Here is a 12,665-nt window from a genome sequence, read left to right as displayed (position 1 = left end):
CGTCGGGATGCTCCGGCCACGGCGCCGCCGTCCGCGCCGCGTTCATCACCATCGCCCGAAACGCTCGCTTACAGCGGCGCTGCGTCATCCGGCGCGGCTGGTGCGTCGCAAGGCGTCCACTGGACGCGCTGGCCATCCCACAGGGCCTGCGGGTCGGGCAGCGAGGTCGACGGCCAGAACGCGGCCTTGAAGCGCTTTCGGTTGTCGGGGTCGGTCGCCAGCCTGTCGCCGATGGCCAGTTCCAGCGCCTCATGCCGTGCTCGATCGCGCGCCAGCGCCGGATGCCTTGCATCGGCCGTTTCCGGCGTTCCGCTGGCCCCGAGATAGCGGCGCCAGATGGCCCAGTCTTCCATCACCAGGGCCAGCAGCTCGGGCGCGATCGGTGACAGGTAATAGATCTCCTCGTCACGCTCTTCCATGCCATACATATACCCGTTCGCATAAATATGCGGAACGCCGTCCAGCGCGGCGATGCCGAGCAGTGCACCGTCATAGTAGGTGTTGACGGTCAATACGCGATCAAGTTTCACTCATATCTTTCCTGCTAGCGATACCGGTTTTGTTGACGCCTGCAATGAACGCCGCACACCACGTAATCAGTTTCAAATGCCAATGGCAAGGCATCGCATACCCAATTCGCAAAAAGTTCATACTTCCCGAGCGCTCCTTGAGCTGCGCGCAGTCTCCACGCGTTTACCGCGAAGCGGTCTATGCGCGCATGACGGCATCAAGTACGCTGACCGCACTCTCCCTACGAACATTGTATTGAGCTGAGCGATATGAGACAGCGGCATGATGACCGACCTCCGATTCGAGGAAGACACTCTACGAAAAATCGAGTCGATATTGCTCGACCATGACATCGCCCGAAGCTACTTTCAGGGTGAACTGTACGACAGGCTGGGAAACACGTTCAGCGGCTTTTCACTGGAACTTCAGAGTGGAAGGATGGTCGAACTGGATGCAAAAAAGAGCGCATACCTGTTTATGATTCCAGACGGATCAACGGCATGGGCACGGAGAGTGAACGAGCACGGAAATGCACCAGCAGGCATGGACATCCATTTCACCAATTCGTTCGTCATCGAAGGAGAAGAAAACAGCGTGATTGCTTTCAGCGCAGAAACGTTACCTGGAGTCTGGAGCGACACTCTTCACATTAGCAGAATGATGCTCCGTGCCGATGCTCCAGCCAGGCTTGGCACGGTTGCGTTCGGCATGATGGCGGTAACTGCCTATCGACTTGGCTTCACCCAAATCCAGCTCTACGCGGCCGGACGCGGACCACTACACCCCAACGACCCCGACGCTCTGATCGGATATTGCGTTTGGCCGAAATGGGGCTTCGATGCCCCGGTGAACGCCGCCGAAATGAGCAGACATCCAATGTCATCGATGCATGAGGTGAGTACAGTGCAGGGAGTGATTGCTCGCACTCCTGAGTGGTGGAATACGTACGGCAGCGCGCGGCCGATGCAGTTCGATTTACGCGCGAACAGCCTGTCATGGTCAATTTTGATAAACTACCTTTGCACCACAGTGGCCACCTTTTAATCGCTCGTGCCAGCACGAAGGCATCTATTTCTCCAAGATAGTAGAGGTGTAATCATGAGAACACTCACCAAAGCGCAAATTGACCAGCTCGCTGAATACAAACGCGCATCGGACGAACTGCGAAAAAGGATCTCCGCTACGGCGCTGCCCGACGAGCGCGAAATTCTTCCGGTGAATGGAAGAATTCATCTCGACCTGACTTCGTGTACGCCGTTGACTCCGGATCAGCAGAAAGCCCTGTTTGGCGAGTCGGTTTTTTCCGATGCCGTACTTCGAGAGATTGCCAACGACGGCAACTGACGTTGGAGCTTGCCAGCGTGATGACCATGCTGGCTACCTGCCACGCTTTCCCACCGCAGGCGTAAGGCGCTGGTTCAAGAACGCGTCGAGTAATTCGCCAACCAGCTGTGCGAAGCGCTGGACCCCGGCGAATAAGCGAAAGAAACGCTCGCCCGCTCGTCTGCTGCCGGTTTCATGGATGGAACTGGCATCAGCGGGGCGCTCTCGCCCATCTGAATACCGATCCGGTGGCGAATGTACTCGTCAGGATGCGAGCGGGCGATCGCGACCGCCTTGGCCAATAGGGGCTGCAACTGCGCAGGATACCGGCTCGCATCGAGGGACAGCGCCGGCAGGATTCGGCGCCGTACATTGATATCCTCGTTCTCGATAAAGCGCGCCAGCAAAAGACGCCGCCGGCGCTCACCGAGCTCTGTCAGGTCATCGTTGCGTTTGTTTCCATACGCCCAGTAGAGCGCGCTGACAGCGCCGCATTGCTCTTCGTTCGACCCCGATTCAAACGTCGCAAGCAGGCGTGTTACGACCGCCATGGTGCCCCAGGTGCGCACGCAGGGTAAGACATAAAATTTGCTTCGAGCGGGATTGAGTTCGCGAACCGCAGCGTCGATGAACGGCGCAAGCAAGCGCTTGGGCACCGGTTGCAACTTGAACACCAAGGCGACAAACAGCCTGCGCCGGCAGTCACGCAAGCCGTTTGCCAGCCAGACCCAATCCTCAGCGGTATTGGTGGCGACGCGTTTGCGCGCTGCCTGGAGACGGTCGAAACCGGCCGGACCCGGCTGGCGATAAACGGATTCCCATGACGAAAAGTGATCGTCCCAACTCATGCTCATACACTGTCATCCAGTTCTCGATAAGCTCGCCACTGTGCAGCCGGCATAACCGCGAACTACTCCGGCAACGGCGCCGCCGTCGATGCCGGCGCTGGCGTTTGCGCCGCATTCATCACCATCGCCAGAAACGTGTAGTACCCGTTGATCCCCATCAAATCGACCACGCCTTTTTCGCCGAACAGCGCCAGCGCGTTGGCATAGGTCGCATCGCTGACCCGCTTGTTCCGGTGCAGCTCCACGCAAAAATCGTACACCAGCGCTTCATCGACCAGCATCGCGGGCGACTTGCGGCGCTGGGCGATGGCCGTGACGATGCCCGGCTCGATGCCGCTGCGCTCCGCAATCGGCGCGTGGATCGCCCATTCGACCTGCTGGTCCCATTCGCGCGCCGTCACCAGGATTGCAATCTCCGACAGGCGCGTGCCGATCGCGCTGCGGTAGCGCAGGTATTCGCCCATGCGCTGCGCGCTTTCCATCAGCTCCGGGCTGCGCAGCAGCGGCACGAACGGCCCGTACAGCGCCCCGCGCGGCCCGTCGATGATGGCCTGCGCCGCCGCCTGCTGCGCGGCAGTAAGTTGCTCCGGTGCCAGGGGCCCGAGTCGGTCCGTCATGGTGCCTGCCTTTCGTCTGTTGCGTTTATTGCTGTGGGTAAAAATATTCGCACAGCCCCGGGGATAAATCAAAAGAATCGGGACGTTCTCCGTTTATTGTCAAGCATCAACAATTTCTGCGATGAGGAAGCCATGAGTCACATGATGCACCGCAATCTCCGGCAAACCCCGCCGGTTGCCGTCAGCGCCCAGGGAATGCTGGTGCGCGACAGCGAAGGGAAGACCTATATCGATGCCTGCGGCGGCGCGGCGGTATCCTCGCTCGGGCACGGCCACCCGGACATCCTGAGCGCGATGCACCGCCAGATCGACCGCAACGCCTACGCCCACACCGCCTTCTTCACCACCGACGTGGCCGAGGAACTGGCCGACCGTCTCATCGCCGGCGCGCCCGACGGCTTGAGCCAAGTGTACCTCGTCTCGGGCGGCTCGGAAGCGATGGAAACGGCGATGAAGCTGGCGCGCCAGTATTTCGTCGAAACCGGCCAGACCCAGCGCACCAAATTCATCAGCCGCCGCCAGAGCTACCACGGCAACACGCTCGGTGCGCTGGCGGTGGGCGGCAACGAGTGGCGGCGCCGCCCTTTCGCGCCCCTGCTGATCGACGTGGCGCGCGTGGCGCCCTGCTACGAATACCGCGACCGCCTGCCCGACCAGACCCAGGACCAGTACACCAGCGCCCTGCTGAAAGAACTCGACGAGCAGATCCACGCGAGCGGCCCGCAGAACATCATCGCCTTCGTGGCCGAACCGGTGGTGGGCGCGACCGGCGGCGCGATTCCGCCCACGCCCGGCTACTTTCGTGGCGTGCGCAGCCTGTGCGACCGCTACGGCATCCTGTTCATCGCCGATGAAGTCATGTGCGGCATGGGCCGCACCGGCACCATGTACTCGATCGAGCAGGATGGCGTTTCGCCCGACATCGTCACCATCGCCAAGGGACTCGGGGCCGGCTACCAGCCGATCGGCGCGGTGCTGGCCCAGCGCGCGCTGGTCGACCAGCTGCGCAAGGGCAGCGGCGCGTTCCAGCACGGGCACACCTACATCGGCCATCCGGTGGCCGCAGCCGCCGCGCTGGCGGTGCAAAAGGTGATCGAGCGCGACGACCTGCTGGCCGCGGTCCGGCTGCGCGGCGAATCGCTGCGGCGCATGCTGCAGGCCGAATTCGGCTCGCACCCGAACGTGGGCGACATTCGCGGGCGCGGGCTGCTGATGGCGCTCGAACTGGTGAAGGAGCGCGACAGCAAGCAGCCGTTCGATCCGGCGCGCAAGCTGCACGCATCGGTCAAGACCAAGGCCATGGCCAACGGCCTGATGGTGTACCCGATGGGCGGCACCATCGATGGCGTGCACGGCGACCATATCCTGCTGGCGCCGCCGTTCATCGCGACCGAAGCGGACCTGTCGGAGATCGTGTCGCGCCTGTCCGATTCCATCGCCGCCGCGCTCGACTGAGCCGGGCGGGCAAGCGGCCGGCGCCCGCCACGGCGTCGGCCGCTTTACCAGCCGGCCTAGTCGGCCGGCGTCTTGACGATCATGTCGACGATGGTCCACGAGAAGTCGGAGCGCAGCGTGCCGTCGAAGATCGGATCGGTGATGCTCATGTAAAAGTCGCTGGCGTACGGCATCATGGGTTTCGGCTCCGGCGCGTAGGCCGCCATGTTGTGGCACGTCATGCAGTTCGACTGGATCCCCGTGTTGGCATTGATCGTGCCATTGATCGGGCGGCTGATGTCGGCAAACACCTCCGGTCCGAAACCGGCCTCCAGATACGGATTGTAGCCATACACCGGCGCGCCGACATTCTTGCCGCCGGTAATCGGCTGCGCGGGCGAGACCGTGGAATACGCCAGCGCCATCGCATAGTGCCGGGATGCGCTGTCCAGATACGCCATCGGCCGCGCACCGGCGATGGTGGCGGAGCTGGGCGCGAACGGACGGTCGGCGTTGGCGGACCACCAGTAGGTTTGCCAGGTCCACATCCTGTTTTCGCGCGTGGTGACATGCATGCCGATCAGGATCGCGATGTCGCCGGCACTGACCGGCCTGTTGAGCTGGGCCGACAGGAAGGCCGCATTGTCGTGGGTGACCCGGCTATGGATGAAGTCGCTCAGATAGAAGGTGTTAGCGGGCGTGCGGCCTTTGCATCCGATATCGTTGCTGTTGCCGCTGATGCCGAGGGGACGGCTGGTGTCCACGTACACGCAGCTGTTCCAGTCCGCTTCGCCGAAGCCCGTGTCCGGCTTGGCGGCGTCCGGCCCGGGCCAGCCGGGGAAGGTGTAGATACCGCGCGGCGAGTGCTTGGGAATGATCTTGTACACCGGCTTGATGGCGATCGCATTCGTCGGGAAATTCGGCAGCTCCGTGTAGCCTTGTGCCATCAGCTGCTTGAGCGTGCTTTCATAGAACAGGCGGTGGCTGATCGCATGCTGGGCGGCCGGCGGGTTGTAGGCCACCGACACCAGGATGGCCGTGTCCGGCGCGGCGGAAGGTGCGCCGGGGCGCTCGGCGGAAGGGGCGGCGGCCGGCGCCAGCGGGGCTTTCTTGCCCGGCCGCCGGTGGCCATGCTGGAACTGGCGCGGCCGGTGCAGGTCGAGCGTGGGACGCGGAATCGGGCCGCGCTTGCCATCTTCCCGCGGACGCTGGGGCGCGCTGCGGAAAATGATGCTCGACGGCGTGGTCCAGGTCTCGAAAGCGCGCACCGCCGCCCCGTCGACCGTGCCGACAGGTTGGGTCAGTCCGGCCCACAGCCCCCATGCGTGCTGGTGGATCGGGCTCTCCTTGCCGCTGAAAATCCATTGGTTCAGCTGGGTCTCGGGCTTGGGAAAGACAAACGCCGGGTTGGGCCGCGGCAAGTCCGGCAGGCACACCAGATTGCCGTCGATATTGCCGATGTCGCCGTACTGACGGATCGCGTTCAGACAGGCATCGACCTTGTCGAGGGTGCTCATCTGGTGGTTGCCGCTGAGTTTCCTGCAACTGGCCTTGAGCGAATCGCCGTGGACCATAATATGCGTGCAAGAAAGTTGATAGCTGCCGTGGGGAATGACCTGGGCGGCGCCGGGCAGTGGAATCGCCCAGCTTGCCAGGGCGAACAGGATGGGGGTGCGATAGCTGGTCATAGTCTCTTTCTTCTGTCAGTTGAAAGGAGAAAGACCGGCATGGCTGGGACTACGTCATGCAGGCCGCGCACGCCGCTTTTCGGGCGTGCTGGTCTGCATGGTGTGCCTTAATTCGCAACTGAATATAACGAAAAGTCACGCTTGCGCGATGCTATGTCTTTACGCAATAGAAGCGTCGCTCAAACACGGGCTGATACGATCAGCCTGTCCGGTTCAGGTGCTGGCGTAGGCGATGACATCCTGCTGCTGTTCGCCGAGGCCGGCAATGCCCAGACGCAAGGTGTCGCCTTTTTTCAGGAAGCGCTGCGGGCTGCGCGCCATGCCCACGCCCGGCGGAGTGCCGGTGGCGATGATATCGCCCGGTTCGAGCGTCATGAAGCGCGACAGGTAGCTGACGATCTGCGCCACGGTGAAGATCATGGTCTCGGTGCAGCCGGTCTGCATGCGCTTGCCGTTCAGTTCCAGGTACAGGTCGAGGCGCTGCACGTCGATCACTTCATCGCGCGTGACCAGCCACGGGCCGACCGGACCGAAGGTGTCGCAGCCCTTGCCCTTGTCCCACTGCGGACCGCGTTCGAGCTGGAACGAGCGCTCCGACACGTCGTTGACGACGCAGTAGCCGGCCACGTAATTGAGCGCGTCTTCTTCCGTCACGTACTGCGCGCGGGTGCCGATCACCACCCCCAGTTCGACTTCCCAGTCGGTCTTTTTGGCCCCCTGCGGCAGCATCACCGGATCGTCCGGGCCGGACAGGCAGGTCACCGCCTTCATGAACACGATGGGTTCAAGGGGCGGCGTGGCCCCGGTTTCGGCGGCGTGGTCGGCGTAATTGAGGCCGATGCCGATGAATTTGCCCACACCCTTGATTGGCACGCCAAGGCGCGGCGTGCCGCGCACCAGCGGCAGGGTTTTGTAATCGATCTTGGCCAGCTTGCGCAGCGCCTTGTCCGACAGGAGCGAGGCATCGATGTCGGCAACCACGCCGGACAGATCGCGCAGGCGGCCTTCTTCATCGAACAAGCCGGGTTTTTCCTTGCCGGGACGGCCGTAACGGACCAGTTTCATGTGTATTCCTTCAAATGGGGGACAGCGCAAAGTCGCCCGCGATTGTAGCGCAGGCCGGCAATGCGTATCAGCGCAGGGTCAGGAGATAGGCGCTGATGTCGACCGCGTCGGCCTCGCTCACGTCCTGCACCGGCATGGCGGTGAGCGGATCGATGGCATGCGGATCGCGGATCCAGCGTACCAGGTTTTCCTGCGTGTTGGGCAGATGGCCGGCGATGAAGCGGCGCTTGCCAAGGCCGCCCAGGGGCCGCCCGACATAGGTCTCGGGGCCGGTCACGCCGGGCACCACGTGGCAGGCGTTGCAGGCGTACTGGGTCAGCGCGATGCGTCCGCGCGCCGGGTTGCCCGGCCAGCGCGCCGGTGCCGCACTCGCTACCGGCGCCGGCGCCAACGACGCGGTCATGGCGGCGTACGCGGGCGGCGCCAGTTCCGGCAGCTTGACCATGAAGGCCACCACCGACCAGATATCGTCATCGGCCAGATGAAATTCCCAGGCGGGCATGCCGCTCATCTTGATGCCGTTTTTGGTGATCCAGTACAGTTCCGCCGCCTGCCAGCGGCGCGCCGCATCGACCAGCGGCCCGGGCACCGGCTGCATGCTCTTGCCGAAGTCCTGTTGCGCCACGCCCGGCGCGCCGTGGCACTGCACGCAGTGGTCGCGGTAGATCAGCGCCCCTTTGGCGATGCGCGCGCCGGCGCCCAATTCGGGCACCGCCACGCCGCGCGCGTGAAAGCGCACCGAGTCGCGCATGCCTTGTTCTAACAGCGTGTGCACGAACTGGAAGTGCTGGTCGGTCGAGGCCACGTTGTACCAGCCGCTTTTGAGCACGAGCGCCGTCCCGGCGGCAGCGGCCAGCGCGGCGCAGGCCAGGGTCGCGGCAGCGGTCTTGAGGATGAGGCGGACGCGGTTGGAAGGCATGATCGGGCACCTCCAGGGGCGCGTTCTGTTGAAAAAAAGCCATCAATGATTTCTTGTATTATATCGATCCAAGTCGCTTTCGCAGGATCGTAACGTGCGCGTGTTTCCCTTCCAGATCGCCGTGGCGGCCGTGCTGTGCGCGGCGCTGGCCGGCTGCGACAACCGCGCCGAACCGGTGCCCATTAGCGGCGGCGATGCCACCCTGGGCAAGCGCCTGATGGAGCAATACCAGTGCGGCTCCTGCCACGCCATCCCCGGCGTGGGCGCGGCCACCGGCACCGCTGGTCCCCCTCTCGACAAATTCGGCCGGCGCAGCTACATCGCCGGGCGCATTCCCAATTTGCCAGGGCCGCTGGCCGACTGGCTGGTCGATCCCCCCGCCATGAAGCCCGGCACCATGATGCCCAACATCGGCGTGTCCAGGGCCGAAGCGCGCCACATGGCCGCCTACCTGACCACCTTGCGATGAGCGCGGTTTCACTGCAACCGCCGCTGCAATCCGTGCTGCACCCGGCCGGCCCGGACGCGGCCATCATCAGCCAGTTCGCCTGGGTCCTGTTCGGCGGCGGCGCGCTGGTGTTCGCGCTGGTGATGGTGCTCACCGCCCTGGGACTCGGGCGGCGCGCACGTACGGTGCGGCCGATGTTCTGGATCGCCGGCGCCGGCGTGGCCTTTCCGGTGACGGTGCTCACCGTGCTGCTGGCGTGGAGCACCTGGCGCAGCGGCCAGATGGCGGCCCAGACCTCGCAGCACGCAACGCGGGTGGCGGTCAGCGCCAACATGTGGTGGTGGGAGGTGCGCTACCCCGACCCCGCCGGCGGGCCGGATATCGTCAGCGCCAACGAAATCCATATTCCGACCGGGCGCCCGGTGTACCTGGGCTTGACCGCCAGCGACGTCATTCACAGCCTGTGGGTGCCGGCGCTGGGCGGCAAGATGGACATGGTGCCCGGGCGCGTCACCGGCCTGACGCTGCAGGCGGACAAGCCCGGCGTGTACCGCGGCCAGTGCGCCGAATACTGCGGCGAGCAGCACGCGCGCATGGCGCTGCACGTCGTCGCCCACACCCCGGCCGATTACGCCGCGTGGCTGGCGCGCCAGGCCAGGCCGGCCGCCGCGCCAGCCGATGCCGCGAGTGAGAAGATTCTTGCGCGCGGACGGCACGCCTTCATCGACCAGCGCTGCGCGGCCTGCCACACGATCCGCGGCGTGAGCGAAGTAACGCGCCTGGGACCGGACCTGACCCATGTCGGCGCTCGCCTGCACATCGCCGCCGGCACCCTGCGCACCCACCGCGGCACCCTGGCCGGCTGGATCGCCGACCCGCACAGCATCAAGCCGGGCGCGCGCATGCCGCCGGCCAGCATGGACGGCGACACCCTGAACGCGCTGGCCGCCTACCTTGAGCAGCTCAAATGACCAGTACCGCACTTCCCAATACGCTCCCACGCCCACCCGGCGAACTCGAACGCCTCGAAGCGGCGTGGAAGACGCCGCGCGGCTGGCGCTATCTGACCACCGTCAACAACACCAATATCGGGCTGCTGTACATCGGCACCTCGCTGCTGTTTTTCCTGCTGGCCGGCGTGCTTGGCCTGTTGATGCGCATGCAGCTCGCGGTCCCCGAAAACACGTTTCTGAGCGCCTCGACCTACAACCAGGTGTTCACCATGCATGGCACGGTGATGATGTTCCTGTTCGCCATTCCCGTGGTCGAAGCCATCGCCGTCTACCTGCTGCCCAATATGCTCGGCGCGCGCGACCTGCCCTTCCCGCGCCTGTCGGCCTACGCCTTCTGGGCTTACGCCATCGGCGGCCTGGCGTTCTTCTGCACCCTGTTCGTGGGCCTGGCGCCCGACGGCGGCTGGTTCATGTATCCGCCGCTGACGGGCAAGGCGTATTCGCCCGGGCTGAACGCCGACTTCTGGCTGCTCGGGATCGGCTTCATCGAAATCTCGGCCATCGCCGGGGCGATTGAACTGATCGTCGGCATTTTGTTTACGCGCGCGCCCGGCATGACGCTGGGCCGCATGCCGGTGTACGCCTGGGCCATGCTAGTGGTGGGCGTGATGATCGTGTTTGCCTTCCCGGCGATCATCGCCGGCACCGCGCTGCTCGAACTCGAACGCGCCTACGACTGGCCATTCTTCATCGCCGACCGTGGCGGCGACCCGATCCTGTGGCAGCACCTGTTCTGGTTTTTCGGCCATCCCGAGGTGTACATCATCTTCCTGCCGGCCGCCGGCATGGTCTCGACCATGATCCCGACGATTGCCGGCGTGCCGCTGGTGGGACGGCGCGCGATCATCGTGGCGCTGGTGGCGGTGGGCTTTTTCAGCTTTGCGCTGTGGGCCCACCACATGTTCACGGCCGGCCTGGGCGTGCTGAAAATGAGCTTCGTCTCGGCCGCCAGCATGGCCGTCGCGGTGCCGACTGCGATCCAGGTATTCGCCTGGATCGCCACCATGTGGCGCGGGCGCGTGAGCATGTCGGCGCCGGCGCTGTTCCTGCTCGGCTTCATGTTCATTTTCGTCCTCGGCGGGCTGACCGGCGTGATGGTCGCCGTGCTGCCGTTCGACTGGCAGGTGCACGACACCTATTTCATTGTCGCCCACCTGCATTACGTGCTCATTGGCGGCATGCTGTTTCCGGTGTTCGCGGCGCTGTATTACTGGATCCCGCTTATCAACGGCAACCAGCTCTCGGAGCGCCTGGCGCGCTGGGTGTTCGGTTTGATGTTCGGCGGCTTCAACGTGGCCTTCTTCCCGATGCACATCACGGGCCTGCTCGGCATGCCGCGCCGCGTCTACACCTACAGCAGCGAGATGGGCTGGGATGGGCTGAACATGCTCTCTTCGGTGGGTGCCTTTGTGTTTGCCTTCGGGGTGCTGCTGTTCCTGTTCGACCTGGCACGCACGCTGCGCCTGCCCGCAAAAGACATCGGCAACCCGTGGAACGCGGCCACGCTCGAATGGCTGCCGTCGGAAGACTACGGCAACCGCAGCATCGCGCGCATTACCTCCGACGATCCGCTGTGGGAGCAGCCGACGCTAGCGCGCGAGGTCGAGGCGGGCCAGCATTACCTGCCCGGCACCGTCAGCGGACGGCGCGAGACGATTGCCACCAGCGCGCTGGGCGCCGTGCCGCGCTATCTGATGATCCTGCCCGGCGACAGCTGGTGGCCTTTGATTGCCGCCGCCGGCACCGCGGGCTTCTTCCTGCTGCTGACGGTCACGCTGACCTGGACCGCCTGGGCCTGCGGCATCGCGGCCATTGTCGGCATCGTGGCGTGGCTGTGGCAGTCGGACCGCCCGCCGCCGCTGGCGCACGCCAAGGTCGCCGATGACCTGACCCTGCCCGTGGGCGCGCGCGGCACGGCCTCGCATTCGTGGTGGGCCACCCTGATCATGCTGGTGGTCGATGCGACCATTTTCGCGTCCTTCGTGTTCGCCTACATCCACATCTCGATGCGCCTGACCGTGTGCCCGCCGCCACAGGCCGCGCTGGCCGCGCCGCTTTGGCCGCTGCTCTCCATCGCCCTGCTGCTGGCCAGTTCGGCGCTGTTCTGGCTGGCCAGCCGCGCGGTGCAGCGGCGCCGCCTGACGCCGCTGGTGCTGGCGGCGCTGGTGTGCATGCTGGCCGCCTTTGCGTGCGACTTCAACGGCCAGCGCCTGGCCGGACTCGAACCGACGGCGCAAGCCTGGAGCGCGACGGTGGCGACCCTGCTCGCTTACCAGGGGCTGCATGTGATCGTGCTGGTACTGGCGGCGCTGTATTTGTGCGCGCGCGCCTGGCGCGGGATTCTGACCAGCGCCAGCCGGGCGACCCTGGACAACACGGCGCTGATGTGGCATTACACCAGCCTGCAGGGCATCGCGGCGGCGGCGGCGATCCACCTCGTGCCATGGCTGATGGACTGAGATGCGCGAACACCTTTTCAGCAAACTCCTGCACGCATGCGCACCGCTGCTGGTGTGGGCGCTGCATTTTTTCTTTTGCTATGTGTGGGTGGCGGCGCTGTGCGCGCCCGGGATGATTGATGGCGAGGCGCCGCGCCGCTGGGTGGTGGGGATGGTGTCGGCGCTGGCGCTGGGAGTGTGTTTGTGGCTGGCGTGGCGCGCGCGCCATGTGCTGGCCAGTGCGTCGGAGGCGACGCGCCTGCTGGACTGGGCCAGCGCCGGCAGTGCCGTGCTGGCCGTCGCCGGCGTGGCGTGGACCAGTTTGCCGGCGTTGATGCTTGATGGTTGCGGCTAACCTACAC

Annotated in this window: 13 protein-coding genes; 7 read left to right on the top strand and 6 right to left on the bottom strand. The window is 64.7% G+C overall.

The window, feature by feature from the left end; genetic code table 11:
- Nucleotides 1-68 precede the first annotated feature (68 nt).
- Complete coding sequence (locus CR152_RS11990; protein WP_157778454.1) at nt 69-530, bottom strand: hypothetical protein; 462 nt, start codon at nt 528-530, stop codon at nt 69-71.
- A 262-nt stretch (nt 531-792) separates the two neighbouring features.
- Here CR152_RS11990 and CR152_RS11985 point away from each other — a divergent pair, with 262 nt between their 5' ends.
- Together CR152_RS11985 and CR152_RS11980 are read left to right on the top strand one after the other, a co-directional pair.
- Complete coding sequence (locus CR152_RS11985; protein WP_099875114.1) at nt 793-1,554, top strand: hypothetical protein; 762 nt, start codon at nt 793-795, stop codon at nt 1,552-1,554.
- A gap of 54 nt (nt 1,555-1,608) precedes the next feature.
- Complete coding sequence (locus CR152_RS11980) at nt 1,609-1,854, top strand: hypothetical protein (protein WP_099875113.1); 246 nt, start codon at nt 1,609-1,611, stop codon at nt 1,852-1,854.
- Between the two features lie 74 nt (nt 1,855-1,928).
- On the opposite strand, the gene CR152_RS11975 is transcribed toward CR152_RS11980, so the two are convergent.
- Both CR152_RS11975 and CR152_RS11970 read right to left on the bottom strand, forming a co-directional pair.
- Nucleotides 1,929-2,687 carry a hypothetical protein gene (locus CR152_RS11975; RefSeq protein ID WP_099875112.1) on the bottom strand — a complete coding sequence of 253 codons (759 nt, stop codon included), beginning with the start codon at nt 2,685-2,687 and terminating at the stop codon, nt 1,929-1,931.
- A 56-nt stretch (nt 2,688-2,743) separates the two neighbouring features.
- Entirely contained in the window at nt 2,744-3,298 is a 555-nt protein-coding gene (locus CR152_RS11970) for a carboxymuconolactone decarboxylase family protein (protein ID WP_099875111.1), read from the bottom strand.
- 132 nt (nt 3,299-3,430) lie between these two features.
- Between CR152_RS11970 and CR152_RS11965 the strand changes: the two genes are divergently transcribed.
- Nucleotides 3,431-4,753, top strand: a complete 1,323-nt coding sequence (locus CR152_RS11965; RefSeq protein WP_099882236.1) for an aspartate aminotransferase family protein — start codon at nt 3,431-3,433, stop codon at nt 4,751-4,753.
- Between the two features lie 56 nt (nt 4,754-4,809).
- Here CR152_RS11965 and CR152_RS11960 read toward each other — a convergent pair whose 3' ends face one another.
- From CR152_RS11960 to CR152_RS11950, 3 genes are all read right to left on the bottom strand, one after another.
- A complete protein-coding gene (locus tag CR152_RS11960; RefSeq protein WP_099875110.1) occupies nt 4,810-6,420 on the bottom strand; it encodes a hypothetical protein in 1,611 nt (536 codons plus the stop codon).
- 213 nt (nt 6,421-6,633) lie between these two features.
- The gene (locus CR152_RS11955) at nt 6,634-7,485 is read right to left on the bottom strand and encodes a fumarylacetoacetate hydrolase family protein (protein ID WP_099875109.1); all 852 of its coding nucleotides are present in this window, start codon (nt 7,483-7,485) and stop codon (nt 6,634-6,636) included.
- Nucleotides 7,486-7,552: 67 nt separating this feature from the next.
- The gene (locus CR152_RS11950) at nt 7,553-8,404 is read right to left on the bottom strand and encodes a c-type cytochrome (protein ID WP_099875108.1); all 852 of its coding nucleotides are present in this window, start codon (nt 8,402-8,404) and stop codon (nt 7,553-7,555) included.
- Nucleotides 8,405-8,498: 94 nt separating this feature from the next.
- Between CR152_RS11950 and CR152_RS11945 the strand changes: the two genes are divergently transcribed.
- The 4 genes from CR152_RS11945 to CR152_RS11930 are packed head-to-tail and all read left to right on the top strand — an operon-like array spanning nt 8,499 to nt 12,658.
- Complete coding sequence (locus CR152_RS11945) at nt 8,499-8,873, top strand: c-type cytochrome (protein WP_229413357.1); 375 nt, start codon at nt 8,499-8,501, stop codon at nt 8,871-8,873.
- Nucleotides 8,870-9,823, top strand: coding sequence for a cytochrome c oxidase subunit II (locus CR152_RS11940; RefSeq protein ID WP_099875107.1), 954 nt, complete (start codon nt 8,870-8,872; stop codon nt 9,821-9,823). Before CR152_RS11945 ends, CR152_RS11940 begins: the two co-directional genes overlap by 4 nt.
- Nucleotides 9,820-12,324: a cytochrome c oxidase subunit I gene (gene ctaD, locus CR152_RS11935; RefSeq protein ID WP_099875106.1), complete on the top strand. Its 2,505-nt coding sequence runs from the start codon at nt 9,820-9,822 to the stop codon at nt 12,322-12,324. The genes CR152_RS11940 and ctaD overlap by 4 nt, the downstream gene beginning before the upstream one ends.
- Nucleotide 12,325: 1 nt before the next feature.
- Complete coding sequence (locus CR152_RS11930; RefSeq protein WP_099875105.1) at nt 12,326-12,658, top strand: hypothetical protein; 333 nt, start codon at nt 12,326-12,328, stop codon at nt 12,656-12,658.
- Nucleotides 12,659-12,665: the final 7 nt, after the last annotated feature.

The organism is Massilia violaceinigra (assembly GCF_002752675.1).
Classification (GTDB): Bacteria; Pseudomonadota; Gammaproteobacteria; order Burkholderiales; family Burkholderiaceae_D; genus Telluria_A; species Telluria_A violaceinigra.
The sequence above is the reverse complement of the archived record's forward strand: the minus strand, read 5'-3'. Positions and strand labels throughout refer to the sequence as shown.

What these genes read in the sequence shown, in the direction of transcription:
- CR152_RS11980 (WP_099875113.1), top strand. Translation starts at nt 1,609, where the DNA reads ATGAGAACACTCACCAAAGCGCAAATTGACCAGCTCGCTGAATACAAA.
- ctaD (WP_099875106.1), top strand. Translation starts at nt 9,820, where the DNA reads ATGACCAGTACCGCACTTCCCAATACGCTCCCACGCCCACCCGGCGAA.
- CR152_RS11975 (WP_099875112.1), bottom strand. Translation starts at nt 2,687, where the DNA reads ATGAGCATGAGTTGGGACGATCACTTTTCGTCATGGGAATCCGTTTAT.
- CR152_RS11930 (WP_099875105.1), top strand. Translation starts at nt 12,326, where the DNA reads ATGCGCGAACACCTTTTCAGCAAACTCCTGCACGCATGCGCACCGCTG.
- CR152_RS11960 (WP_099875110.1), bottom strand. Translation starts at nt 6,420, where the DNA reads ATGACCAGCTATCGCACCCCCATCCTGTTCGCCCTGGCAAGCTGGGCG.
- CR152_RS11940 (WP_099875107.1), top strand. Translation starts at nt 8,870, where the DNA reads ATGAGCGCGGTTTCACTGCAACCGCCGCTGCAATCCGTGCTGCACCCG.
- CR152_RS11955 (WP_099875109.1), bottom strand. Translation starts at nt 7,485, where the DNA reads ATGAAACTGGTCCGTTACGGCCGTCCCGGCAAGGAAAAACCCGGCTTG.
- CR152_RS11950 (WP_099875108.1), bottom strand. Translation starts at nt 8,404, where the DNA reads ATGCCTTCCAACCGCGTCCGCCTCATCCTCAAGACCGCTGCCGCGACC.
- CR152_RS11985 (WP_099875114.1), top strand. Translation starts at nt 793, where the DNA reads ATGATGACCGACCTCCGATTCGAGGAAGACACTCTACGAAAAATCGAG.
- CR152_RS11970 (WP_099875111.1), bottom strand. Translation starts at nt 3,298, where the DNA reads ATGACGGACCGACTCGGGCCCCTGGCACCGGAGCAACTTACTGCCGCG.
- CR152_RS11965 (WP_099882236.1), top strand. Translation starts at nt 3,431, where the DNA reads ATGAGTCACATGATGCACCGCAATCTCCGGCAAACCCCGCCGGTTGCC.